Here is a 21374-nt window from a genome sequence, read left to right as displayed (position 1 = left end):
GAACGTCTCCCCGTACCCCGATGGCCGGCGTCTCGACCGGAATCAGTCCCCGCTGACCTCGGCGAGGTTCGCGGCGTCGGTCACCTCGATGCCGCCGGCCAGCGTCCGGTGGGGGTAGGGGATGTCGATGCCCTCCTCGTCGAAGCGTCGCTTGACTGCCGAGACGTACTCCGCGCGCGTCCGGACGAAGTCGCTCCGCGCGGGGTCTGCGATCCAGAACCGCGACCGGAGCCCGACCGCGGAGTCGCCCAGTTCGGTCAATCGCACCGACGGTTCGGGGTCGTTCAGGACCTCGGGGTGCTCTCGCGCCTCGTCGACGATTACCTCCGTCGCGCGCTCGACGTCGTCGTCGTAGCCGATGCCGAAGTCGAAGGTCACCCGGAGCCTGTCGTACGCCACCGGGTTCTTGATGACGCCGTCCGTGAGCACGGAGTTCGGCACGGTCAGCAGTTCGTTGTCGAACGTCCGCACCCGGGTCACCCGGAGGCTGATGTCCTCGACGATGCCCTTGTAGTTCCCGTCGTCCCACTCTATCCAGTCGCCGATCTTGAACGGCTTGTCCGTGAAGATGAACACGCCGGCGACGAAGTTGGCGATGATGTCCTGAAGTGCGAAGCCGACGGCCAGCGTCGCGGCCGCGGCGACGGTGGCGAGCGCCGTGAGGATGTTGCCGTAGTCCGCGAAGCCGAAGGCGAGCGCGACGGCCGCGAACAGGACGCCGAAGTGAGCGAGCTTCGCCAGCGGCTTCGTCACGCTCTGGTCGTAGTCCCGGCTGTCGAGGACGCGTCGCACGACCGGCAGCACGGCCAGCCGACCGACGAGATACAGCGCGACGAACGAGCCGACGAAGTACAGCGACTGCGTGACCGCTATCGCGTACTCGGTTTCTAGAACCCTGTCGAGGAACGGCAGGGGGGTCACCATCAGTGGTACACTGCGGTGTTCCCCCGCGTCTCCACGAGGTCGGCGCCGACGCGCTCGGCGAGGTCCGCGGCGAGTTCGTCCGTCGACGTGCCGCCGCGCGCCGCCCGGAGGAACTTCACCTTCACGAGTTCGCGGTCGGACAGCTGGTCGTCGAGTTCGCCGGTCACTGATTCGAGGCCGCTCTTACCGACCCAGACGGTCACGTCGAGGTCGTGTGCCTTCTTCCGGAGATCCTGGTCGGTCATGACGAACGGACCTTGGCGGCGGTCCCGTTTAAAAGTTCTACTCCCGACGAAGGGCCTTTACTCCGCGCGCCCCACGCTCGAACGATGGCCACGTATCAACGGGAGGTCCGGGTCGACGCACCGCTCGACGAGGTCTGGGCGTTCCACTCCACGATAGACGGCCTGGAGGCGCTCACGCCCGGCTGGATGAACCTCCGCGTCGAGGCGATACGGGGACCGGACGGCGACCCCGACCCCGAGGTGCTCTCCCCCGGCACCAGAATTAGGCTCGCGGCGCGGCCGTTCGGCGTCGGCCCGCCCCAGCGGTGGGTGTCGGAGATAACGCGCCGGGACCGCGAGGACGGCGCGGCCGTCTTCGAGGACGTGATGCACGACGGTCCGTTCGAGACGTGGCGACACACCCACCAGTTCTTCGCCGCAGACGGCGGAACGCGGGTGCGAGACCGCGTGGAGTACGAGTTCCCGGGCGGTCCGGTCGGCCGGGCGGTCGGCCCGCTCGGATGGGTGGGCTTCGAGCCGATGTTCCGGTACCGCCACCGGAAGACGAAGGAACTGCTCGAACGACGCTGAGCGACCGCGTCGGAGCCACGAGGGCGGAGACTGCGAGGCTACCGGAACGCGGAGGTCAGGTGTGTCGGACCGCAGTCGTCTCGGGGTCGAAACGGCAACTGCCGGGAAGCGAGAACCGACGACGGGTTCGCGACGCCGGGATGGACGACGCCGAGTCGGTTACTCGTACTCGCCGAGCTCGCCGTAGTCGCCGCCGAACTTCATGAAGAAGTACGCCAGTCCGAGCGTGGTCATCAGCGCGCCGGAGGTGGCGACGCCGAGCGTCTTCGCACCCTTGGGCACCGCCGGCTTGGAGGACCCGCTCGAAGAGGCCCCGCCCTCCTGGACCGTGACGGTACCTGTCATCCCCATCGCCTTGTGAGGGGCACAGTAGTACTCGTAGGAACCAGTGGACTCGAACGTGTGCTCGTGGGTGTGGCCCTTGTCGTACAGCTTCGACTCGCCACCCTTCGTCCCCTCCCAGTTGGAGCCGTCGGGCTGGTTCTCGACGACGATGTTGTGGCCGCTGCCTTCCCAGACCCACTTCACCGTCGTGCCGGGCGCGACGGTGACTTCGTCCGGATCGAACTTGTTGTCGACGACCTTCACCGTCTTCGTGCCGCCACCGCCGCTTTCGCCGCCGCCTTCCTCGGCGCTCACGCCCCCGGCCGCGCCGGTAGCCGCCGCACCGGCCGTCCCGAGCATGAACCCGCGTCGCGTCACCGAACCAGTCGTTTCCCCATCTGTCATGGCCGGGGCTTTGGACCGACGGTTACTGAATACTTTGGTTTGCACCCACCGTCTTGCTTCGTCGGATGCGCTCCTGTCCGTCGCACACTACTCGAAACGCTGGGCCGAAAACGTATCCGCGCTCCCTGCGGTCATTCGCCGGACGGCGCGCTACAGCCGGTAGTCGTGCTCGCCGGTCTCCGTGTCGAGGAACGCTGCGAGCAGGTCGATGGCTGCCGCGACGTCGTCGCCGTGGACGCTCTCGGTGACGGTGTGGAGGTAGCGCGTCGGAACCGAGATGGCACCGACGGGCTTCGCGCCGTGAGTGTTCTGGAATCCGGCGGTGTCCGTACCGCCGGAGGGGAGAATCTCGGTCTGGTGTGGAATCTCGCGTCGCTCGGCGACCGACCGCATCCGGCGGTGGACCTTCGGCGTCGTCACGACGCTGCCGTCCTTGAGCTTCACCGCGGCACCCTCGCCGAGTTCGGTCACGTAGTCGGCCTCCTTCTCCACCGCGGGCACGTCCTGGGCCACTGTCACGTCGAGCGCGACGGCGAGGTCCGGGTCGAGGTCGACGCCGAGCGCGGACGCACCACGGATGCCGAGTTCTTCCTGGACGGTCGCACAGAAGTGGACCGTCACGTCGGGATCGTCGACGCGCTTCGCGGCTTCCAGCATCGCGAACAGGCAGACGCGGTCGTCGAGCGCCTTGCCCGTGACGTGCTCGCCGACCCGGGTCGTCGTCTGCTCCATCGTAACGAGGTCCCCGACGGCGACGCGCTCGTTCGCTTCCTCGGCGGGCAGTCCGAGGTCGACGTGAACGTCCTCGACGCCCCGTTCGTCCTCGTCGTCGTCCAGCAGGTGCGGCGGCGCCGAGCCGATGACGCCCGTCAGGTCGTCCGCCTCGGCGTGGACCGTGACGCGCTGTGCTTTCAGGACCCGCAGGTCCCATCCGCCGAGAGCGTCGAGCGCGAGGAACCCGTCCTCGTCGACGTGCCGGACCATGAACCCTATCTCGTCCATGTGCGCCGCGACGGCGACCTCGTAGTCGGCGTCGCCTTGGACCGTCCCGACGACGTTGCCCATCGCGTCCGTTCGCACTTCGTCCACTATCCCGTCGAACTCCCGCCGAACGACCGCACGCACGCGGTCCTCGTACCCCGGCGCGCCGCTCGTCTCGGTGAGTTCCCGAAGCAGGTCGTAGTCGAACGCGAACTCGTTCGTCATCCCCAGGTCATCTGGTGGCGAGTGGCATAAACCCACGCGAACCGGGGTAAACTCACAACTCATTCAGTGTTGTTCCGGAACGTTTTTGCCACGTAATCACGCAATTGCCTTACATGGTAGACAAGGAAGCCGAATTCCGACAGCAGTTCCACGACGCGTTCGAGGGCGCGGACTACCCCGTCAGCAACCCCATGGACCTCGTACCGGCGCTCCCGAACGGACCCGGAACCCAGTTCGAGGCCGGCGACACGAGTTTCACGGCGATGGAACTGTCGACGAAGATGTCCGATGCACAGGACTTCCCCTACGACGACGTCGACACGCTCGTCGACGACCTCATCGAGGGGCTCAGAGAAAAGGACATGCTGTAGTCAGTCGTCGTCCTCTTCTTCGGTCGGCATCGCGACGAGCAGTACCTCCCAGACGTCGTGTTGTTCGTTGAATCGGCTGTTCAGAACGCGGTCTTCCTCTCCGATGGGAATCGGTTGCTGGGGCCGAGACAGTTCGAGCCACGTCAGCGTCGGTTCCGTTATCTCCATCTCGGCGATGTCCTCGGAGGGTATCGGCTCCGCTCCCGACTCCTCTACTCCCATCTGTGGATCGTGACGTTCCATGATGAACCCCACAGTCGGTTCTACAGCGGCTCACATAACTATGCTGGCGCGAACGCCGACTCGGACCGTGGCGGACCGCCCGCCGGCGGTCTCAGCGCTCGACCTGCGGGTCGTCGGGCACCGTCTCGCGCTGGTCGGGATGGCGGGGATGTTCGTCGGCGTAGACGTGGTCGAACATCGCGTCGGTGTCGAAGCCGTCGTGAGCCTCCGCGGCCTCGACCGCTTCGGCGACCCGGGCCTCGCAGTCCTCGCGGAGGGCCGCTTCGTCTTCGTCGGTCCAGCCGTGCTCGGCCTCGAGGAACTCCCGGGTGCGCTCGATGGGGTCTTTCTCGACCCACTCCTCGACCTCGGCCTCCTCGCGGTACTTCGAGGGGTCGTCGGTCGTCGTGTGTGCGCCCTGCCGGTAGGTGACCGCCTCGATGAGCACCGGTTCGCCCCGGCGTGCGCGTTCGAGCGCCTCGGTGACCGCGCGGTAGACGGCGAACACGTCGTTGCCGTCGATGCGCATCCCGTCGAAGCCGTAGGCGTCGGCCTTCTGCGCGATGGTCGCGCTCGCCGTCTGTCGCTCGCGCGGGACCGAGATGGCGTACTGGTTGTTCTGGCAGAAGAAGACGACGGGCGCGTCGAACACGCCTGCGAAGTTCATCGCCTCGTGGAAGTCGCCCTCGCTGGTCGCGCCGTCGCCGAAACTCGCCAGCGCGGCCGCGTCGTCGCCGTCGTAGTCCGCCGCCATCCCGACGCCGACGGCGTGCGGAAGCTGGGTGGCGATGGGAATGGTGGGAGTGAACGTCCGCAGTCCGTCGGGGTCCTCGCGGTCGACGTAGTTGCCCGCACCGAGCAGGTGCAGGAGGACGTCGCGCATCGAGTGTCCCCGCGTGAGATACATCGCGTGGTCGCGGTACGTCGGGAAGCAGTAATCGTCGGTCGAGAGCGCGTAGGCCGCTCCGACCTGCGCCGCCTCCTGCCCTTTGAGGGGTGCGTACGTCCCGATGCGTCCCTGGCGGTGTAGCGACACGGCCTTCTCGTCGAACGTCCGTGCGAGCACCTGGAGGCGGTAGACGTTCCGCGCGTCCTCTGCCGACAGTTCGACCTCGCCGTCGACGGTTCCGTCCGGTGCGACGACCTGCGTCACGTCAGGAGCCTGTGAAGCCATTCTTGGGAAACACCGACTGTCTATCGATAGAACACGCTCTTTCGTTATAAAACATCGCCGAGGTCCGTATATATCTCTGAATCACAATGGAGTATTTGTACCCCGACGACGACATTTCGAATCCTCCCCCAGTACGAACCGTCTTTTTCGACGATTCTTCGGGATGTTCCGATTCGAAACACTTAGGCGACGACCCGGAGACACGATGGCGTATGACACAGTGGATCGGGACGACGTTCGAAAGCGACGCCGGGTGGAACCACCTCGAAACGCTCGTCGACGTCGGCGACCGGATGGCCGGCAGCGAGGGCGAACGACGGGCGGCGGAGGCGACGCGAGACGCGCTCGCGGAGGTCGGCGCACGCGACGCTCGCATCGAGGAGTTTGACGTGCAGGGGTGGACGCGGGGCGGTAGCGAGATCCGCGCGGGCGAAACGAGCCAGGACTGTATCGCGCTCCCCCGGAGTCCGGACGCGTCCGCGACCGGGGAACTCGTCGACCTGGGGTACGGCCTGCCCTCGGACTTCGAGGACGCCGACGTGGAGGGGAAGGTCGTGATGGTTGCGACGAACGTCCCCGACTACTTCGACCGGTTCGTCCACCGACGCGAGAAGTACTACTACGCCGTCGAGGGGGGTGCGGCCGCGTTCGTGTTCAAGAACCACGTCGAGGGCTGTCTCCCGCCGACGGGCAGCGTCGGCACCGCGGACGACCCCATCGGTGACGTCCCCGCGGTCGGGGTGAGCAAGGAGGTCGGCGCGCGCCTCTCCCGGCGCTGGGAGGGCGAGACGGTCACCGTCGCGGTCGACGCGGACGTCCACGACGCGACGAGCGGGAACGTCCACGCCGAACTCGGTCCCGACACCGACGAGGAACTGCTCGTCACCAGCCACGTCGACGCCCACGACATCGCCGAGGGAGCGATGGACAACGGCGCCGGAACAGCGATGGTCGTCGAGATGGCGCGGGCGCTCGCGGACCGCGAGGACGAACTCGACGCGCGCGTCCACTTCGTCGCGTTCGGCGCGGAGGAGGTCGGCCTCGAAGGGTCCGGACACATGGCTGATCGGGCGAACTTCGACGACGTCAAGGCCATCGTGAACAACGACGGCGTCGTCCGCGGACGCACGCTCTTGTTCTACACCCACGGGTTCGACGCGCTCGACGAGGCGGCCCACGCCGTCGCCGACCGCTTCGACCATCCCGTGAAGACCATCCCGGAGCAGGGACCGCACAGCGACCACTGGCCGTTCGTCGAGTGGGGCGTGCCGGGCTACCACGTCATGAGCGAGACCGGCGACGAGGGTCGCGGCTGGGGGCACACCCACGCCGACACGCTGGACAAACTCGAGGTCCGGGACCTCCGCGAGCAGGCCATCCTCCTGACGGAACTGACGGTCCACCTCGCCAGCGACGAGTTCTCGGTCGCACACAAGGCGCCCGAAGAGATCGCCGAAGCGCTGGAAGCAGAGAACAAAGCGAAGGGTATGAAGATAACCGGCGACTGGCCCTACGACGAATAGGCGTCCGTCGCCGTCTAGCCCGCCGGAAACCCCCGCGACACTGCGCGAGTCTCGGAGGGAACGGACGTCGCCGACCGCAGCGGTCCACATGCTTTTCAAGCCCCGGCGAGCAACATCCAGTGATGAGCGACACGTGGCATCCGGGAGAGGAGCGATGACCGTCGGCGTCGTCGGCGAGTCCGACCTGGCGACCCGGGTCGCCGATGCGGTCCGCGACGCAGACGGGACGGTCGAACGCGGCACAGCCGCGACGGTGCTCGACGCGGACCCCTCGGTCGTCGTCGCGCCCGGCGAACCGGCGGTGCTCGACGCGGTTCGCGCCGGGACGTCCGCCCCCGTGCTCGCCGTCGCGGCAGGACCGGAACTGGCCAGCGTCCCGGAGTCCGACGTCGAGGAGGCGGTGGCGGACCTGCTCGCCGACGAGTGGTCGACCACCGAGCGCCCGCTACTCTCGGTACGTATCGACGGCGAACGCGTCGCACGTGCACTGTACGACGCGATGCTGGTGACGAGCGAGGCCGCCCGCATCTCGGAATACGCGGTCCGGACACGCCACAGCGATGTCGACCAGTTCCGCGCCGACGGCGTCGTCGTCGCTACGCCGACCGGGAGCACCGGGTACGCGTACGACGCCGGCGGGCCGGCAGTGGAGCCGGAAACGGGCGTCCTCTCGGTCGTTCCCGTCGCACCCTTCGCCATCCACCTCGGGAACTGGGTGCTGTCGGGGCCGGTGACGCTGTCCGTCGAGCGAGACGAGGGCGAAGTGTCGCTGTACGTCGACGACCGCAAAGTCGCGGAAGTGCCGCCGCGGACCCCAGTGGAACTGGCGTACGACGGCGCGGTCGAACTGGTGACCGTCGAGGGGAGCCGGCGGTTCTTCGAGTAGCGCTCGCGACTCGGAGCCCCTTCTTCGAGCGGGGCTGGCCAGGCGAATTGGAAAGAATATAATATGCTACCGCACTCAGTTCCGGACATGCAACTGCTATCGCTGCTCGGGCCCATCGACGTGCTCGAACCCGTGGCCGGCTACCTCGTGGTCGCGCTCGTGCTGGTCAACATGGGCACGCGGTGGCTCGCGTTCGGGAAATACCGCGAACAGGCGAAAGACGACGACCGAGAGGAAGTCGACCGCTGGATTCCCCACGAACTGACGAACGTCCTGCTCGTGCTCGCGTCGTTCTACTACCTGACGCTGCACCACCACGGCGGCATCGTGCTCTCGTCGCTCGTCATCGGCCTGTTCATCGCCGACTTCTTCGAGGTCGAGGCCCGGAGCGTCGAGATGCGCCGGGACGTCCCCCTCGACCGCCCGAAGGCGGCCATAGCCGCGTCCGTACTCGTGTTCCTCTACGCGGCGTACAACACGCTGTTCTTCCTCGTGAAGCCCTGGTGGAGCGCCATCGTCTGACGACGGCTCCCCCCTCTAGCTTCGAACGCCTTCGAACGTCGCTTTCGTCGAGCTACGGCCGACGCTCTCCGGTGGGTTGACGAGACAGCGATAGAGAGAGCAGCCGAAGGGACGATTCGCAGCGAAGGAAAGAGAGTGCCGGCGCGGTTACAGCGACTCCCAGGCGTCGAATGCGCGACCGATGGAACTCACGTCGGCGATCCAGCGCGCGGCGGCGGCCTTCTTCAGGAACTCGGCGGCCGAGGAGTTGAACGTGTCGACGGGAACCAGGGGGATGTCGTGGGCGACCGCTGCGTCGCCGATGGAGATGAGCGTCCCCTTGTCGTCGTAGGTCCAGGTCGCGAGCGGCTGCCCCCGGATGCTGCGGGCGATGTTCTCGCCGGCGACCTCGGCGGCCTGCCAGGCGGCCTGCGCGGTCGGCGGTGCGGGGTCGTTGCCCTGGTCGACGATGGCGCAGTCGCCGATGGCGAACACGCAGTCGTCGCTAGTCTGGAAGTTCGCCTCGGTCGTGACGCGGTTGTGCTCGTTGTCGAGTCCGCAGTCGTTCATCGCATCGCGGCCCGTGATGCCGCCGGTCCAGAGGAATACGTCGTACTCCAGCGGGTCGCCCTCGTCGAACTGGATGTCGTCCTCGGTGGCCTCCGTGATAGGGTCGCCCGTCAGAATCTCGACGTCTTTCTCCAGCAGGTACTTCTTGACCGTCCCCTGGAGTTCGGGGTCCTGGCCGGGCATGATCTCGTCCAGCGCCTCAACGAGGTAGATGTCAATAGGTGCGCGGTGTTTGTCACGGTACTCGGCGATCTCGCCCGCGCTCTGGATGCCCGACAGGCCCGCACCGCCGACGACGACCGTCGCTGGGTCATTGCGCGTGGCCTCGCCTGCGGCCTCCTTGACAGACTCGTGAATCTCCAGCGCATCGTCGAGGCTCTTCAGCGTCAGGGAGTTCTCGTCGAGGCCGGGGATGCCGTAGTAGGCGGTCTGGCTTCCAAGTCCGACGAGGAGGTAGTCGTACGCTATCTCGTCGCCGGAGTCGAGTTCGACGTTTCGCTCGTCGGTGTCGACGCCGGTCACGGTCCCTTCGACGAACTGCGTGCTCGGGGACTTGATGTCGTGGACGGGCAGCGTTATCTTGTCCTTGACCCGGGGGTCGCGGATGACCCGGTGGGCCTCGTGGAGAACGAGATGATAGTCGTTGTCGGAAACCCAGGTGATGTCGGCGCTATCGAGTTCTGCTTCGAGCTGCTGAATCGCGCCAGCGCCGGCATACCCGGCTCCGAGCACGACGACCTTCGCAGTCATACGCGCAACTCAGGAGGCATTCGATACAAAGGCTTTGAAACCCCGATACGATGGGAGAGATTCTCACTCGCAGAGGGCGGCCCCGGTCGCCCGGCCGTTTCGAGGAGCGCCGGACGGGAAGACTCGGCGCCGCCGAGCCCTACTGGACGGTAAGAGTGGAAACGGTGACCGACGGACGAGCGCTCACTTGAGTCGTTCCTGGAGAAACGAGGGATGGGCGGCCGTGACGCCGTCGATGGCGAGGACGTCCTCGCTGATGACCTCGCCGACGGCGTCGCCGTCCGGCGCGCGAACTTCCGCCATCAGCATGTGGTCACCGCTGCAGGTGTACAGCGTCTCGATGTCGTCGAGTTCCTTGAGCGCGCGCGTGGCTTCGACGTACTGCTCGCTCGCGACGTCGATGCCGACCAGGGCGATGCTCTGGCTGGAGAGCTTCTTCGGGTCCACCTCCGCCGAGTAGCCGACGATGACGCCTTCGTCTTCCAGTTTCTCGATGTACTTGCGGACGGTCGGCTTCGATACGTCGGCGCGCTCGGCAATCTCGGCGTACGACGCCTGGGCGTCGTTCTCCAGAACGGTGAGAATTCGGTCTTCCGTCGACTCCGTGCTCATTGCTACTGGAATGTTTCCCGTACAGTGAAAAATATCTTCCGAACTCGAAAACAGTTTGCTGGCTGTAAGAATGTTCGTCGAACTACCGTCGGAGTTTGGTCGAAAAAGCGTCGACAGCGAACGTAGCCGGGTTACTTGTGCCGGTCAAGCAGGTCGTAGCTCCGCTCCCAGTCGTACTCCTCGTCGAAGTACCGCTCTGCGAGCGGCGTCTCCGGCATGTCGCCGGTCGACTGCTTCTCCTGCTGGTAGGACGGTCGGTCCTCGTCCACGTAGAACCGGCCGGTCAGCACCGTTCCCTCGTACAGTTTGTCCTCGACCTCGTGCATCATCTCCGACGCCTCACGGCGGTCGTTGACGTCGAAGTCGTAATCGTCGCTGTCCTGCACGTCGACGTAGGGGACGTACTGCTTGGCGTCCTTGTTCCACGTCGGGCACTGCGTGAGGAAGTCGACGTGTGCGAACCCGTCGTGTTCCATCGCCTCAGCCAGGATGTTCTTCGCCTGGTTCGGATTGACCGCCGCGGTCCGGGCGACGTACGACGCGCCGGACGTCAGCGCGAGCGACAGCGGTCGAATCGGGCTCTTGGCGTTGCCTTGGGGCTGGGTCTTGGACTTGTGCCCCTTCGGCGACGTGGGCGACGTCTGGCCCTTCGTCAGCCCGAAGATCTCGTTGTTGAAGACGATGTACGTCATGTCGTGGTTCTCACGGGCGGTGTGCATGAAGTGGTTCCCGCCGATGCCGTACCCATCACCGTCACCGCCAGCCGCGACGACCTCGAGACCGGGGTTGGCCATCTTGGCCGCTCGCGCGACCGGCAGGGAGCGCCCGTGGATGGAGTGGAAGCCGTAGCTCTGGAAGTAGCTCGAGAGCTTCCCCGAACAGCCGATGCCCGTGACGAGCAGCGTTTCGTCCGGCGTGCGGCCGACCTCTGGCATCGCCTGTTTCAGCGCCTTCAGGACACCGAAGTCACCGCAGCCCGGACACCACGTCGCCTGCGGTTCCAGGCTCGGCGTGAACTCGTCTTTCTCGATATCTCGTTCCTCTCCGATGGCGTTGAATGCACTCATTTTAATCACCTGTCGCGGATTCGATACGGGTGTTGTAGCCCCCCGTCTCCACGCTGTCTTCGAGCCGGGACTCGAAGCCGTCGACGACTTCCGCCGGCTCGAAGGGGTTGCCGTCGTACTTCAGCAGACTGTACAGCTTCTCGCCGTACATGCCGAGTTCACCCTGGATGTGACGGCGGAACTGTGCCGACGCGTTCATCTCGACGACCAGCGCCTCGTTGACGCTCTCGAGGAACTCGCGGACCTCCTCTCGCGGGAACGGGAGCAGGTCGCTGACGTTCATCGCCTTCACCGAGTGGCCGTCGTCGTTCAGGCGGTCGACCGACTCCTCGACGACGCCCTTCGTGCTCCCGAAGCCGAGGATAGCGTAGTCGGCGTCCTCGGGACCGTAGACGGTCTGGTTCGACTGGTCCATCGAGTCCAGTTCCTCGCGGATGGCGTCGAGCTTGCCCATCCGACGGTTCATCTGGAGAACGCGGTTGTCGGGGTCCTCGCTGATGTGACCGGCCTCGTTGTGCTCGTTACCCGACGCGAGGAAGTTCCCACCCTTCTGCCCCGGGATGGAGCGCGGACTGACGCCGTCCTCGCCGTCGTAGCGGTACCGCTTGAACCGACCGGCGAGCCGCTCCGCATCCTCGAGTTCGTCTTCGGTTACGACGTCGCCGATGTCCGGATTGGGCTCCTCGTCGAACGTCGACTCCGGGACGGTCTGGTGGCCGCCCGACAGCTTCTGGTCGTAGAGGACGATAACGGGAATCTGGTAGCCGTACGCGATCTGGAACGCTTTTCGAGCCTGTTCGTAAGACTCCTGAGCGTCACCCGGTGCCATTACGACCCGGTTGGAGTCACCCTGGCTGGTATACAGGACGTGTTCGAGGTCGCCCTGCTCCGGCTTGGTCGGCATCCCCGTCGACGGTCCCGCGCGCATCGCCTCGACGAGCACGAGGGGCGTCTCGGTTATCTCGGCCAGCCCGAGCGGCTCCGACATGAGCGCGAACCCACCGCCGGACGAACCGCTCATGGCCTTCGCGCCGGCGTGGCTGGCTCCGATGGCGAGCGACGCCGCGGCGATTTCGTCTTCGACCTGCTCGGAGATGCCGCCCATGTCCGAGAGGTTCTGGGTCATGATGGTGTACACGTCGGTCCAGGGCGTCATCGGATAGCCCGAGATGAACCGACAGCCCTCGTCGAGAGCCCCGTACGCGATGCCGTGACTACCGGAGACGAGTACCTGGTCTTCGTCGTGTTCGCCCGTCGGCAGCGAGATACCGACGTCCGTCTCGTAGTCCTCCTGGACGGATTCGTAGGCTTCGTGGAGAATCTCGAGGTTCGGCTCCAGTATCTTCTCGGGCATCGCGTCTTCCATCAACTTCTCGATGGGTTCGAGGTCGAGGTCGACGATGGCGCACGTCGCACCGACGCCGGCCGTGTTCCGCATGACCTCCCTGCCGTGCTCCTTCGCGAGTCCACGCAGGTCGAGGTCGTAGACGTGCCAGTCGTTCTCCTCGACGCGCTCCTCGAAGTTCGGGATCTCGTCCGTGTCGAGCAGCCCCGAGTCGTAGACGATGACGCCTCCCTCGCGGAGTTCGTCCAGGTTCTCCGAGAGTGGTTTGATCTCCTCGTTGCCGTAGTAGGCTTCGTCCTGGGGGTTGCGAGCGAAGCTGTCCCCGAGTGCGAGGAGGAAGTTGTAGTTGTCGCCCCTCGATTTCACGTCGTGGTCGCTCGCGCGAATCTCCACGTACGTGTGTCCGCCACGGATGCGAGAGGGGTAGTGCCGATGCGTAAATACGTTCAGCCCCGAGCGCATCAGGGCCTTTGCGAAGTTCTGACTCGTCGAGTCGATTCCGTCTCCGGAACCGCCTGCGATTCGCCAGATGAGTTCATCGTCTGTCATAAGTGGACTCCTGGCCTCCCTGGCCTTGACTTACAGTTTCTCGGCTCAGAGGTAAAGCCTTTGCTATCGATTACCAAGGAACTATTGTGATGGATAGCTTCTAAGGGCCGATTTCGGCCATTTAGCGGTGTATTACTCAATATTTAACGTGGGTAAATCAGACCCCAAATTTCGATTTCGAATTCGATATTTTAACATTTCCCCCTGCTTTTTTCACTAATAAATTTTTAACATTCAATTAGATTTGAATATCCGAAAAGCTCTGAGATTCACGACCCAAATTATCATAATGGAAAATAATGCTACAGAAATCTTCTCTCCTTCAAGAACAGGTGCTATAAGAGATACAAGTGCTGCAAGATACAAAATTAAGAGCGCTAGTGTAGATATACCTGGAAGGGCGTATTTTTTGTCTACGGGGAGTCCATATTTATCAGTGAGTATATCGATACCCTTTGAGAGGGGTACATAGGCAAAGGGAGCAAGTATAGCGGCTACCAATCCAAGTAACAGAAACACCACATCATTTGTAAAAATATATATATATATATATACCAGGCTAATAGCTGGAAGATAGACCCCTTCCGGCTGGGCTTTTGCTGACTTAAAAGCAACTCCTGACAACACAGGAGCTTCTAAAAATGGTTGGTGTATAATACTTACTTTTTTATTATATATTTATAGCTAATTTTGTCAGGACTTCACTCCTCTTTGGTCCGGACGATTTCGCGCATGTTGAGGTAGATGTCGCGCGGCGACGTCTCCTCGTCGGGGTCGTACAGGTCGCTCACCCGGTACAGCAGCGCGGCGACCTGCTTGCTCTCGCTGCTCTCCCCGCGAACGTCGTCGGCGACGTTCCGGAGGAGTTCCACGCGCTCAGAGTCGGAGTCGAACGAGTTCGTCTCGGGAGACATGGTTCAGCGCTGTTTCCGGCGGTTGAGAATCCCGACGTTGTTGGCGACGTTCTCCGTGAGGATGCGGAACGCGTCGCCGGTCTCGCTGTCCTCGTCCAGGACGATGGGTTGTCCGTCGTCGCTGCCGGTGCGGACGGCGGGGTCGATCGGAATGGAGCCGAGGAACGGCATGTCGTGCTCGTCGGCGAACTTCGCACCGCCGCCGCGGCCGAAGATGTCGTGTTCGCTGCCGCAGTCCGGACAGCGGAACGTGCTCATGTTCTCGGCGATGCCGAGAACGGGCGTGTCGTGTTTGCCGAACATTTCGAGCCCTTTGCGCGCGTCATCGAGTGCGACCTCCTGGGGCGTCGTGACGATGACGGCACCGGTGACGGGGACGCTCTGGAGGAGTGTCAACTGCGTGTCGCCGGTGCCCGGCGGCAGGTCGACGACCATGTAGTCGAGTTGGCCCCATTCGACGTCCTCCCAGAGCTGAGTGAGAACCTTGTGCACCATCGGGCCCCGCCAGATGACCGGGTCGTCCTCGCCGACGAGGAAGGCCATGCTCATCAGTTTCAGACCGAACTGCTCGGGCGGAACGAGCTTCTCGTCTTCGGTCGCCCGCGGATGTTCGTCGGCGGCGACCATCCGCGGGACGTTCGGGCCGTAGATGTCGGCGTCGAACAGCCCGACGCGTGCGCCGAGTTTCGACAGTCCGGCGGCGAGGTTGACGGCGATGGTGCTCTTGCCGACGCCGCCTTTGCCGGACGCGACGGCGATGACGTTCTTGACGCCGGGCAGTACCTGCTCGTCGTGAGAGAGATCGTCGTCGACCCTTGCGGACAGCTCCGCGTCGAGTCCGTCTTCGGCGAGCACCTCGCGGACGCGGTCGGCTATCTGCGTCTCGTGTGGCGCGTACGGTGCTCCGAGAGCGAGCGAGACGTGAGCAGTCTCTCCGTCGACGGTGACGTCGTTTACGAGCTCGAGGGAGACGATGTCCTCGCCCAGGTCGGGGTCCTCGACCGTCCGGAGACGGTCACGTACGTCGGCTTCGTCCATGAAAACACCTAGGGAGGACCCGTCGATAAGGCTTGTGAACCGGTCGACCCGACGAGCAGAGCGAACGTCGAGACACCGGTGGGCTGGCGAGCCAATGGAACTCGTCCTCTTTTCTCTCCCTGCACCTCGTAACCGAATTCGGTTACGTCAGCGGACGTTCCTCCCGCGAGTTTATGAAGTCTCGTCCGGAAGGTGCGAGTAATGCTGGAAGACTCGTTCGGGCGCGAGGTCACCGGCGTCCGGGTGTCGCTCACCGACCGGTGTAATTTCGACTGCGTGTACTGTCACAACGAGGGACTGGGAGATACGCGCGGTCCGATGGAAGCCCAGGACGACGAGATGAGCGCGGACGACGTGGTCCGGTTTCTCGAAGTCGCACGCGAGTTCGACGTCGGCAAGGTGAAGTTCACGGGGGGCGAGCCGATGCTCCGTGAGGACCTCGAAGAGATAATCCGACGGACGCCCGACGAGATGGAGGTCTCATTGACGACGAACGGGACCTTCCTCCCCGGGCGCGCCGAGGCCCTCCGCGACGCCGGACTCGAACGAGTGAACGTCTCGCAGGACGCACTCGACCCGGACGACTTCGCGAAGGTGACCGAAACCGGTGCGTACGAACAGGTCCTTGACGGCGTCCGGGCCGCCGTAGAGGCCGGGCTGTCTCCCGTGAAGCTGAACATGGTCGTGTTCGAGGCCACGGCGGGGTACGTCCCGGAGATGGTCGAACACGTGGCGGACAACGACGGCCTCCGCCTCCAGTTGATCGAGTACATGCCCGAACTGACGGGCAACCCCGAGTGGGCCATCGACATCCAGCGCGTCCACGACTGGCTCGAAGAGAAGGCCGACGACATCGAGATTCGGGAGATGCATGGCCGGCGACGCTACTGGGTGGACGGCGGCATGGTCGAGATCGTCGACCCCGTCGAGAACCCCGAGTTCTGTTCGAACTGCCACCGCGTGCGCGTGACCCACGAAGGCTACCTCAAGGGCTGTCTGAACCGCAACGACGACCTCCGCTCGATGGGCGACATGACGAAGCCCGAGATTCGCGAGACGTTCCGCGAGACCGTCGCGAACCGGGTCCCGTACTACGGCGAGTACATGGTCCGGGGCGACGACGGCGAGTGGGAAGTCAACGACGAGTACATCGACGTCTAGAGCTTCTCACTCCAGGTCGTCGACGAAGCTCGGATGGGGCACGGGCGTCTCGTCCTCCCACTCTTCGAGGTAGGTCCGCAGGCGGTCGTGGCCTCGCCGAGCGCGGCGTCGGCGCTCTTCTTCGCTGATCTCCTCGCAGCCCTTCGGCACCTCGTGGCCGCGATTCGTGAAGTACCCCTCCGGCGTTACCCAGTCGTTGTAGAAGTCCGGGTCGGCGTCGCCGACGACAGTGAGACCGACCTGCGAGCCGTGGCCCGCGGCGACGATAGCCTGGTGGTACCGGTTCGCCAGCCGACCCGCCGCGTACAGTCCGTCGACGGCGGTCCGGCCGCCGTCCGTGGCCGAGACGAACCGCTTTCCTCCCGACCGCTCGAACGCCACGTCGAGCGGTTCGAGATACTCGCCGTCGGCCCACGAGGCGGCGACGACGCGCTCGGCTTCGACCGTCCCTCCGTCCGTCCGGACGACGAACCCATCGGCGGCGGACCGGACCGCCTCCGCCCGGGCGTCGAGACGCGAACAGCCGGCGCGTTCTATCTGCTCGTCGAGCATGAGGCAGAACAACCGGGGGTCGATGCCCGCGGGGAAGCCGGGGAAGTTCTCCAGGATGGCGTTCCGTTCGAGAATCGAGACGCCGTCGTTCACGACGAGCGTGTCGAGGTCCGCGCGAGCGGTGTAGAGGGCCGCCGACAGCCCCGCGATGCCGCCACCGACCACGACCACGTCGTAGCGTTCGTTCGTCATACCCGACCCTTCGAAGCCGGGGGATACCAACTGTGCGGTTGGGGCCGGTACGGCGCGAACATTAACTTCGAAGCCGAATGCCAGAATGCTTACTTTCGGTCGTTCACAATCAACGGCGTGGACAGCGTCGAACTCAGCACCGTCGTCTACGTGCCGCCGGAGGAGGCCTACGAGTTCCTCCTCGACTTCCCCGGGTACACCGACTACTCGAAGCACCTGGCGCAGGTGACCCACCGGGGCGACGGCGGACCGGGAACCGAGTACGACATCCACCTCCAGTGGTGGAAGCTAACCTACACCGTCAGGTCGGAGGTGACCGAACTCGACCCGCCCAACCGCATCGACTGGAAGATAGTGAAGGACCTGCACGCGCACGGCCACTGGCGCGTCGAGCCCGCGCCGGCGGATGCGCCCGAGGACCGCGAGGCTGCGTCGAGGGTCTACCTGTACATCAAGTTCGACGCCGATTCGGCCGACGCCGGCATGCTCGACCTGCCGATGTTCGTCTCGCTCGGCTGGGTCGTCGACAAGGTGCGGCCGCTCGTCCAGAAGGAGGCCGAGAAGGTCGTCGAACGCATCGTCGCCGACCTCGAAGGCGAACCGCGCGACGTGGACCTGGAGTTCCACGAGAAACCCGACACGGTCTGAGTTCTACTCCACCTGTACGACCAGTACGCCGCCGAGCACGAGCGCGCCACCGACCACGGTAGCGAGCGTCACGGGCTCGGAGAGGACGGCAGCGCCGAGCAGCAGCGTCACTACCGGCTCGGTGGTGCTGACAACGCTTGCACGGCTCGCCCCGATTCTGGCGAGGCCGGCGAAGAACGTGAAGATAGGCAGCGCCGTGGCGACGACAGCGATGGCGACGACGATGCTCCACTCGTACGCCGTGGCCGGTACCGCGAGCGCTCCGGTCGCGGAACCGTAGACGAAGTACGCCGCGGCTGCCGCCGGGAGGACGTGCGCCGTGAGCCGGTCCGCCGGGACGGCGTCCAGCGCAACCCGGCTGACGGTGATGTACGTGGCGTAGACGACCGCGCCCGCGACCACGACGGCCACGCCGCGCGGGTCGGCACCCGCGGGGTCCGCACCCGTGACGAGCGCGACGCCCGAGAGCGCCAGCGCCAGCGCGGCGGCGGTCCGCCGGGTGACGCGCTCGTCTAGCGCGAACGCGGCCAGCACGACGACGAAGACCGGATACGTGTACAGCAGGATGCCGACGAGTCCGGCGGTCATGAACGACAGCCCCCAGAAGTAGAGACCACTCATCGCCGCGTAGCCGAACGCGCCGAGGCCGAGGCCGACGAGCAGGTTCCGCCCGGAGAGGAGGTCGAGCCGCCCGCGAACCGCTAACAGTCCCCAGACCAGCGCGGTGGCGAGCAGGAACCGGAACAACAGGACGGTCGGAATCGAGAGGCCGGCGGCGGCCGCGAGCTTGCCGAAAATCCCCAGCGTGCCGAACCCCGCGGCCGAGACGAGAACGAGCGCCACGCCGACCCGGTCGGTCATAGGTGAGTCTCCGCCGTACTGCGTTTTAGGTCGTTCGACTGCGGAACGTGAGCCCTGCAGCTCGTAGCGAGTCGGGGACGGGGCCCGGAGCAAAGCAGGTCCGTCGATTCGATACCGGTGCCCGAGCCGGTCGCTATCAGGTGGACGACGCCCGTCAGCGGGTCGGTCTATCGGGGAACGTCGACCGTCAAGTCGCTGGCGATCCAGCCGTCGGTGTTCCCTTCCTCGGTCAGGACGTTGCGTCCGGGTCGCGTCTCGTGCAGCGACAGCGTGGGCGTGTCGGTCTCGGCGTCCGCAGCGACGGGTACGTCACTGTCTGTCTCCAGATCTGCGGCCATGCGAGGTTTTAGGCTAGCCTAATCATTAAAACGCTTCGGTCCCGCCTCTCGACGTCCGGTACAGAAGGAACGACCGCGTACTCGAGATAGCACCGCTGTAACGCCGGAATTCTCGTTTCGGCGGGAAATTATATACCGTGTGGCGGCGTAGCACTGACCATGGGAGCACGACAGCAAATCCGCCAGCAATCGGACACCGTCGAGGAAAACCCGCTTCGTCTCGACCAGGACAAGGCCGAGCAGATAATCGACGCGCTGAACACCGACCTCGCCAACGCGTACGTCCTCTACCACCAGCTCCACAAGCACCACTGGAACGTCGAGGGCGCCGAACACCTCGGAATCCACGAGTTCCTCGAGGAGGCCTACGAGGACGTCGAGCACGCAGCCGACGAGGTCGCAGAACGCGTCCAGACCCTCGGCGGCGTCCCCCACGCGAGCATGACCGCACTGTCGAACGCCGCGACGGTCGAGAGCGAGGACGAAGACGTCTACGACATCCGAACCTCCTTCGAGAACGACATCGAGATGTACGGCAGCATCATCGAGAGCTACCGCGAACACATCGAACTCGCGGAGAGCCTCGGCGACCACGCGACGGGGGAGATGCTCCGCCAGCAACTCGTCGAACTCGAGGAACACGTCCACGTCATGGACCACTACCTCAAGGACGACACCCTCGTCGAGAGTTCGTAGGTCCCCGTCGCCGACCGTGGAGCGCACGTCGGTCGAGTGGCGTCCCGGACGAACGCGGCGGTCTCACCGCCACCCGGAGACGGGCGCTTACCGACGCGGGGAGACGGGCGACCCCGGCTCTCCCGTCACGGAATCCGGACGTCGTGGGTGAGCGTGCCGACGCCCTCGACTTCGACCTCGACGCGGTCGCCGTCCGAGAGCGGTCCGACGCCGGCCGGGGTGCCAGTCAGCACGACGTCGCCGGGTTCGAGCGTGAGGTAGGTCGTTATCTCGGCGAGCAGTTCCGGCACGGAGAAGATGAACTCGTCGCGGGAGGACTCCTGACGGAGGTCGCCGTTCACGCGCAGTCGGACCGCGGCGTCCGCCGGTACCTCGTCGGGCGTCGCCAGCACCGGACCGAGGGGACAGGAGTTGTCGAACGCCTTGCCGCGCACCCAGTTCTGCTCGCGGTCCTGGTCGTCGCGGTTCGAGAGGTCGTCCGCGCACGTGAACCCGGCGACGGCGTCCATCGCCTCCTCTGGGGTGAGGTTCCGACACTGCTCGCCGACGACGACCGCCAGTTCCGCCTCGTGGCCGATGCGGTCCTTGCCGGCCGGGAGGGTGACGGTGTCGCTGTGCGCGGAGACCGCGTTCGGCGGTTTGAGGAAGAGGAGGGGACGCTCGGGCAGGTCCTTGTCGCGCTCGGCCGCGTGGTCGGCGTAGTTCAGGCCGACGCAGACTATCTTGGAGGGGTCGGCGGGTGCGAGCACGTCGACGTCGTCGGGGTCGTACGTCTCGCCGCCGAACGCGATGCCGGCGTCGGTCCACTCGCCGTTCCGGACGGAGCCCGCGGGGTCGCGGAATCGAATTCGTCGCATACGGAGTGGTCTCGTTCCCCGAGTCTAATAGCGTTCGGTCCCGGCGAACCCTCGTCGGCGACGCGAGGCCGCCATCCTTTATGGCTCTCTGCGAAGAAGTGAAACCGTACCCATGGAACTCACCTGGCACGGACACTCGACGTGGCACGTCACAGTCGGCGACACCGACCTGCTCATCGACCCGTTCTTCGACAACCCCAAGACGTCGCTCGAACCGTCGGACGTCGACGACCCGGACTACCTCCTCCTGACGCACGCACACGCCGACCACATCGGCGACGCCGGGGAGTTCGGCGACGCCACCGTCGTCGCGACGCCGGAACTCGCGGGGTACGTCGAGGACGAACTCAGACTCGACGAGGCCATCGCCGGCATGGGCATGAATATCGGCGGTACCGTCGAGTGTGGCGACGCCTACGTCACGATGCATCGCTCGGACCACACGAACGGTGCCCAGACCAGCTACGAGTACGACGTCGGGATGCCCGTCGGGTTCGTCGTCAGCGACACGAAGCCGACGCAGGTCAGCGACGAGGAGAGCGAGACGTTCTACCACGCGGGCGACACTGCGCTGATGACCGAGATGCGCGAAGTCATCGGGCCGTACCTCGAACCGGACGCCGTCGCGGTCCCCATCGGCGACCACTTCACGATGGGACCGTCCCAGGCCGCCATCGCCGTCGACTGGCTTGACGCCGACGTCGCCTTCCCGATGCACTACGACACCTTCCCGCCCATCGAACAGGACCCGGCAGACTTCGAGCGCGAGGTCGAGGCCACCGGCAGCGACGCTGAGGTCCACGCGCTCGACGGCGACGAGACGGTCGACCTGACCGAGACGCTGTACTGACCACCCGGACAACGCTGCGTCGA

The 21374-nt window shown here is 65.1% G+C and carries 26 protein-coding genes; 9 read left to right on the top strand and 17 right to left on the bottom strand.

Annotation, left to right across the window (positions count from 1 at the left end; all coding sequences use genetic code 11):
• Nucleotides 1–42 precede the first annotated feature (42 nt).
• Nucleotides 43–924, bottom strand: coding sequence for a mechanosensitive ion channel family protein (locus tag ACRYA2_RS11785; RefSeq protein WP_433628096.1), 882 nt, complete (start codon nucleotides 922–924; stop codon nucleotides 43–45).
• On the bottom strand, nucleotides 924–1169 hold the full coding sequence (locus ACRYA2_RS11780; protein WP_113277466.1) for a YhbY family RNA-binding protein: 246 nt from the start codon (nucleotides 1167–1169) through the stop codon (nucleotides 924–926). The genes ACRYA2_RS11785 and ACRYA2_RS11780 overlap by 1 nt, the downstream gene beginning before the upstream one ends.
• Before the next feature lie 84 nt (nucleotides 1170–1253).
• Between ACRYA2_RS11780 and ACRYA2_RS11775 the strand changes: the two genes are divergently transcribed.
• Nucleotides 1254–1739, top strand: coding sequence for an SRPBCC family protein (locus ACRYA2_RS11775; protein ID WP_433628092.1), 486 nt, complete (start codon nucleotides 1254–1256; stop codon nucleotides 1737–1739).
• A gap of 159 nt (nucleotides 1740–1898) precedes the next feature.
• On the opposite strand, the gene ACRYA2_RS11770 is transcribed toward ACRYA2_RS11775, so the two are convergent.
• Both ACRYA2_RS11770 and ACRYA2_RS11765 read right to left on the bottom strand, forming a co-directional pair.
• Nucleotides 1899–2468, bottom strand: coding sequence for a plastocyanin/azurin family copper-binding protein (locus ACRYA2_RS11770; protein ID WP_433628089.1), 570 nt, complete (start codon nucleotides 2466–2468; stop codon nucleotides 1899–1901).
• 150 nt (nucleotides 2469–2618) lie between these two features.
• The gene (locus ACRYA2_RS11765) at nucleotides 2619–3674 is read right to left on the bottom strand and encodes a M42 family metallopeptidase (RefSeq protein ID WP_433628086.1); all 1056 of its coding nucleotides are present in this window, start codon (nucleotides 3672–3674) and stop codon (nucleotides 2619–2621) included.
• Nucleotides 3675–3787: 113 nt separating this feature from the next.
• Between ACRYA2_RS11765 and ACRYA2_RS11760 the strand changes: the two genes are divergently transcribed.
• Nucleotides 3788–4045, top strand: a complete 258-nt coding sequence (locus ACRYA2_RS11760; RefSeq protein ID WP_433628082.1) for an MTH865 family protein — start codon at nucleotides 3788–3790, stop codon at nucleotides 4043–4045.
• Here ACRYA2_RS11760 and ACRYA2_RS11755 read toward each other — a convergent pair whose 3' ends face one another.
• Complete coding sequence (locus ACRYA2_RS11755) at nucleotides 4046–4288, bottom strand: hypothetical protein (protein ID WP_433628080.1); 243 nt, start codon at nucleotides 4286–4288, stop codon at nucleotides 4046–4048.
• Between the two features lie 91 nt (nucleotides 4289–4379).
• Entirely contained in the window at nucleotides 4380–5441 is a 1062-nt protein-coding gene (gene pdhA, locus ACRYA2_RS11750; RefSeq protein WP_433628077.1) for a pyruvate dehydrogenase (acetyl-transferring) E1 component subunit alpha, read from the bottom strand.
• Nucleotides 5442–5653: 212 nt separating this feature from the next.
• Here pdhA and ACRYA2_RS11745 point away from each other — a divergent pair, with 212 nt between their 5' ends.
• The 3 genes from ACRYA2_RS11745 (at nucleotide 5654) to ACRYA2_RS11735 (ending at nucleotide 8372) form a co-directional block, all read left to right on the top strand.
• Nucleotides 5654–6964 (top strand): M20/M25/M40 family metallo-hydrolase, encoded by a 1311-nt coding sequence (locus ACRYA2_RS11745; RefSeq protein WP_433628074.1) that lies wholly within the window; start codon nucleotides 5654–5656, stop codon nucleotides 6962–6964.
• A gap of 154 nt (nucleotides 6965–7118) precedes the next feature.
• The gene (locus ACRYA2_RS11740) at nucleotides 7119–7850 is read left to right on the top strand and encodes an NAD(+)/NADH kinase (RefSeq protein ID WP_433628072.1); all 732 of its coding nucleotides are present in this window, start codon (nucleotides 7119–7121) and stop codon (nucleotides 7848–7850) included.
• Between the two features lie 87 nt (nucleotides 7851–7937).
• Nucleotides 7938–8372, top strand: a complete 435-nt coding sequence (locus ACRYA2_RS11735) for a DUF7313 family protein (protein WP_113277475.1) — start codon at nucleotides 7938–7940, stop codon at nucleotides 8370–8372.
• Between the two features lie 147 nt (nucleotides 8373–8519).
• On the opposite strand, the gene ACRYA2_RS11730 is transcribed toward ACRYA2_RS11735, so the two are convergent.
• The 7 genes from ACRYA2_RS11730 to ACRYA2_RS11700 all read right to left on the bottom strand — a co-directional run bounded on the left by ACRYA2_RS11730 (nucleotide 8520) and on the right by ACRYA2_RS11700 (nucleotide 15196).
• Nucleotides 8520–9671 (bottom strand): NAD(P)/FAD-dependent oxidoreductase, encoded by a 1152-nt coding sequence (locus ACRYA2_RS11730; RefSeq protein ID WP_433628068.1) that lies wholly within the window; start codon nucleotides 9669–9671, stop codon nucleotides 8520–8522.
• Between the two features lie 183 nt (nucleotides 9672–9854).
• The gene (gene lrpA1 / locus ACRYA2_RS11725; protein ID WP_113277477.1) at nucleotides 9855–10283 is read right to left on the bottom strand and encodes an HTH-type transcriptional regulator LrpA1; all 429 of its coding nucleotides are present in this window, start codon (nucleotides 10281–10283) and stop codon (nucleotides 9855–9857) included.
• A gap of 131 nt (nucleotides 10284–10414) precedes the next feature.
• Nucleotides 10415–11350: a thiamine pyrophosphate-dependent enzyme gene (locus ACRYA2_RS11720; protein ID WP_433628065.1), complete on the bottom strand. Its 936-nt coding sequence runs from the start codon at nucleotides 11348–11350 to the stop codon at nucleotides 10415–10417.
• A gap of 1 nt (nucleotide 11351) precedes the next feature.
• Complete coding sequence (locus tag ACRYA2_RS11715) at nucleotides 11352–13244, bottom strand: 2-oxoacid:acceptor oxidoreductase subunit alpha (RefSeq protein ID WP_433628062.1); 1893 nt, start codon at nucleotides 13242–13244, stop codon at nucleotides 11352–11354.
• Nucleotides 13245–13478: 234 nt separating this feature from the next.
• Complete coding sequence (locus tag ACRYA2_RS11710) at nucleotides 13479–13871, bottom strand: hypothetical protein (protein WP_433628059.1); 393 nt, start codon at nucleotides 13869–13871, stop codon at nucleotides 13479–13481.
• Nucleotides 13872–13945: 74 nt separating this feature from the next.
• Complete coding sequence (locus ACRYA2_RS11705; RefSeq protein WP_433628057.1) at nucleotides 13946–14158, bottom strand: DUF7976 family protein; 213 nt, start codon at nucleotides 14156–14158, stop codon at nucleotides 13946–13948.
• 3 nt (nucleotides 14159–14161) lie between these two features.
• Nucleotides 14162–15196, bottom strand: coding sequence for an Mrp/NBP35 family ATP-binding protein (locus tag ACRYA2_RS11700; protein WP_433628054.1), 1035 nt, complete (start codon nucleotides 15194–15196; stop codon nucleotides 14162–14164).
• 201 nt (nucleotides 15197–15397) lie between these two features.
• On the opposite strand from ACRYA2_RS11700, the gene moaA reads away from it, so the two are divergent.
• Nucleotides 15398–16357: a GTP 3',8-cyclase MoaA gene (gene moaA, locus ACRYA2_RS11695; protein ID WP_433628051.1), complete on the top strand. Its 960-nt coding sequence runs from the start codon at nucleotides 15398–15400 to the stop codon at nucleotides 16355–16357.
• Between the two features lie 6 nt (nucleotides 16358–16363).
• Here the strand turns inward: moaA and ACRYA2_RS11690 are convergent, their stop codons facing one another.
• The gene (locus ACRYA2_RS11690) at nucleotides 16364–17101 is read right to left on the bottom strand and encodes an FAD-dependent oxidoreductase (RefSeq protein ID WP_433628048.1); all 738 of its coding nucleotides are present in this window, start codon (nucleotides 17099–17101) and stop codon (nucleotides 16364–16366) included.
• Nucleotides 17102–17218: 117 nt separating this feature from the next.
• On the opposite strand from ACRYA2_RS11690, the gene ACRYA2_RS11685 reads away from it, so the two are divergent.
• The gene (locus ACRYA2_RS11685; RefSeq protein WP_433628046.1) at nucleotides 17219–17749 is read left to right on the top strand and encodes a type II toxin-antitoxin system RatA family toxin; all 531 of its coding nucleotides are present in this window, start codon (nucleotides 17219–17221) and stop codon (nucleotides 17747–17749) included.
• 3 nt (nucleotides 17750–17752) lie between these two features.
• Here the strand turns inward: ACRYA2_RS11685 and ACRYA2_RS11680 are convergent, their stop codons facing one another.
• On the bottom strand, nucleotides 17753–18610 hold the full coding sequence (locus ACRYA2_RS11680; protein ID WP_433628043.1) for a DMT family transporter: 858 nt from the start codon (nucleotides 18608–18610) through the stop codon (nucleotides 17753–17755).
• Nucleotides 18611–18777: 167 nt separating this feature from the next.
• Nucleotides 18778–18948 carry a hypothetical protein gene (locus ACRYA2_RS11675; RefSeq protein WP_433628040.1) on the bottom strand — a complete coding sequence of 57 codons (171 nt, stop codon included), beginning with the start codon at nucleotides 18946–18948 and terminating at the stop codon, nucleotides 18778–18780.
• A 159-nt stretch (nucleotides 18949–19107) separates the two neighbouring features.
• Between ACRYA2_RS11675 and dpsA the strand changes: the two genes are divergently transcribed.
• The gene (gene dpsA / locus ACRYA2_RS11670) at nucleotides 19108–19644 is read left to right on the top strand and encodes a DNA starvation/stationary phase protection protein DpsA (protein WP_433628037.1); all 537 of its coding nucleotides are present in this window, start codon (nucleotides 19108–19110) and stop codon (nucleotides 19642–19644) included.
• A 125-nt stretch (nucleotides 19645–19769) separates the two neighbouring features.
• On the opposite strand, the gene ACRYA2_RS11665 is transcribed toward dpsA, so the two are convergent.
• Complete coding sequence (locus ACRYA2_RS11665) at nucleotides 19770–20501, bottom strand: fumarylacetoacetate hydrolase family protein (protein ID WP_433628035.1); 732 nt, start codon at nucleotides 20499–20501, stop codon at nucleotides 19770–19772.
• A 112-nt stretch (nucleotides 20502–20613) separates the two neighbouring features.
• Here ACRYA2_RS11665 and ACRYA2_RS11660 point away from each other — a divergent pair, with 112 nt between their 5' ends.
• On the top strand, nucleotides 20614–21351 hold the full coding sequence (locus tag ACRYA2_RS11660) for a metal-dependent hydrolase (protein WP_433628032.1): 738 nt from the start codon (nucleotides 20614–20616) through the stop codon (nucleotides 21349–21351).
• Nucleotides 21352–21374 lie beyond the last annotated feature (23 nt).

The organism is Halomicrococcus pelagicus (assembly GCF_050954125.1).
Note: the sequence above shows the minus strand (reverse complement) of the source record. Positions and strands in the feature narration are given on the sequence as shown.

Excerpts from the sequence above, each read along its gene's own strand:
- ACRYA2_RS11785 (WP_433628096.1), bottom strand. The coding sequence starts at position 924 with ATGGTGACCCCCCTGCCGTTCCTCGACAGGGTTCTAGAAACCGAGTAC.
- ACRYA2_RS11780 (WP_113277466.1), bottom strand. The coding sequence starts at position 1,169 with ATGACCGACCAGGATCTCCGGAAGAAGGCACACGACCTCGACGTGACC.
- ACRYA2_RS11775 (WP_433628092.1), top strand. The coding sequence starts at position 1,254 with ATGGCCACGTATCAACGGGAGGTCCGGGTCGACGCACCGCTCGACGAG.
- ACRYA2_RS11770 (WP_433628089.1), bottom strand. The coding sequence starts at position 2,468 with ATGACAGATGGGGAAACGACTGGTTCGGTGACGCGACGCGGGTTCATG.
- ACRYA2_RS11765 (WP_433628086.1), bottom strand. The coding sequence starts at position 3,674 with ATGACGAACGAGTTCGCGTTCGACTACGACCTGCTTCGGGAACTCACC.
- ACRYA2_RS11760 (WP_433628082.1), top strand. The coding sequence starts at position 3,788 with ATGGTAGACAAGGAAGCCGAATTCCGACAGCAGTTCCACGACGCGTTC.
- ACRYA2_RS11755 (WP_433628080.1), bottom strand. The coding sequence starts at position 4,288 with ATGGAACGTCACGATCCACAGATGGGAGTAGAGGAGTCGGGAGCGGAG.
- pdhA (WP_433628077.1), bottom strand. The coding sequence starts at position 5,441 with ATGGCTTCACAGGCTCCTGACGTGACGCAGGTCGTCGCACCGGACGGA.
- ACRYA2_RS11745 (WP_433628074.1), top strand. The coding sequence starts at position 5,654 with ATGACACAGTGGATCGGGACGACGTTCGAAAGCGACGCCGGGTGGAAC.
- ACRYA2_RS11740 (WP_433628072.1), top strand. The coding sequence starts at position 7,119 with ATGACCGTCGGCGTCGTCGGCGAGTCCGACCTGGCGACCCGGGTCGCC.
- ACRYA2_RS11735 (WP_113277475.1), top strand. The coding sequence starts at position 7,938 with ATGCAACTGCTATCGCTGCTCGGGCCCATCGACGTGCTCGAACCCGTG.
- ACRYA2_RS11730 (WP_433628068.1), bottom strand. The coding sequence starts at position 9,671 with ATGACTGCGAAGGTCGTCGTGCTCGGAGCCGGGTATGCCGGCGCTGGC.
- lrpA1 (WP_113277477.1), bottom strand. The coding sequence starts at position 10,283 with ATGAGCACGGAGTCGACGGAAGACCGAATTCTCACCGTTCTGGAGAAC.
- ACRYA2_RS11720 (WP_433628065.1), bottom strand. The coding sequence starts at position 11,350 with ATGAGTGCATTCAACGCCATCGGAGAGGAACGAGATATCGAGAAAGAC.
- ACRYA2_RS11715 (WP_433628062.1), bottom strand. The coding sequence starts at position 13,244 with ATGACAGACGATGAACTCATCTGGCGAATCGCAGGCGGTTCCGGAGAC.
- ACRYA2_RS11705 (WP_433628057.1), bottom strand. The coding sequence starts at position 14,158 with ATGTCTCCCGAGACGAACTCGTTCGACTCCGACTCTGAGCGCGTGGAA.
- ACRYA2_RS11700 (WP_433628054.1), bottom strand. The coding sequence starts at position 15,196 with ATGGACGAAGCCGACGTACGTGACCGTCTCCGGACGGTCGAGGACCCC.
- moaA (WP_433628051.1), top strand. The coding sequence starts at position 15,398 with ATGCTGGAAGACTCGTTCGGGCGCGAGGTCACCGGCGTCCGGGTGTCG.
- ACRYA2_RS11690 (WP_433628048.1), bottom strand. The coding sequence starts at position 17,101 with ATGACGAACGAACGCTACGACGTGGTCGTGGTCGGTGGCGGCATCGCG.
- ACRYA2_RS11680 (WP_433628043.1), bottom strand. The coding sequence starts at position 18,610 with ATGACCGACCGGGTCGGCGTGGCGCTCGTTCTCGTCTCGGCCGCGGGG.
- ACRYA2_RS11675 (WP_433628040.1), bottom strand. The coding sequence starts at position 18,948 with ATGGCCGCAGATCTGGAGACAGACAGTGACGTACCCGTCGCTGCGGAC.
- dpsA (WP_433628037.1), top strand. The coding sequence starts at position 19,108 with ATGGGAGCACGACAGCAAATCCGCCAGCAATCGGACACCGTCGAGGAA.
- ACRYA2_RS11665 (WP_433628035.1), bottom strand. The coding sequence starts at position 20,501 with ATGCGACGAATTCGATTCCGCGACCCCGCGGGCTCCGTCCGGAACGGC.
- ACRYA2_RS11660 (WP_433628032.1), top strand. The coding sequence starts at position 20,614 with ATGGAACTCACCTGGCACGGACACTCGACGTGGCACGTCACAGTCGGC.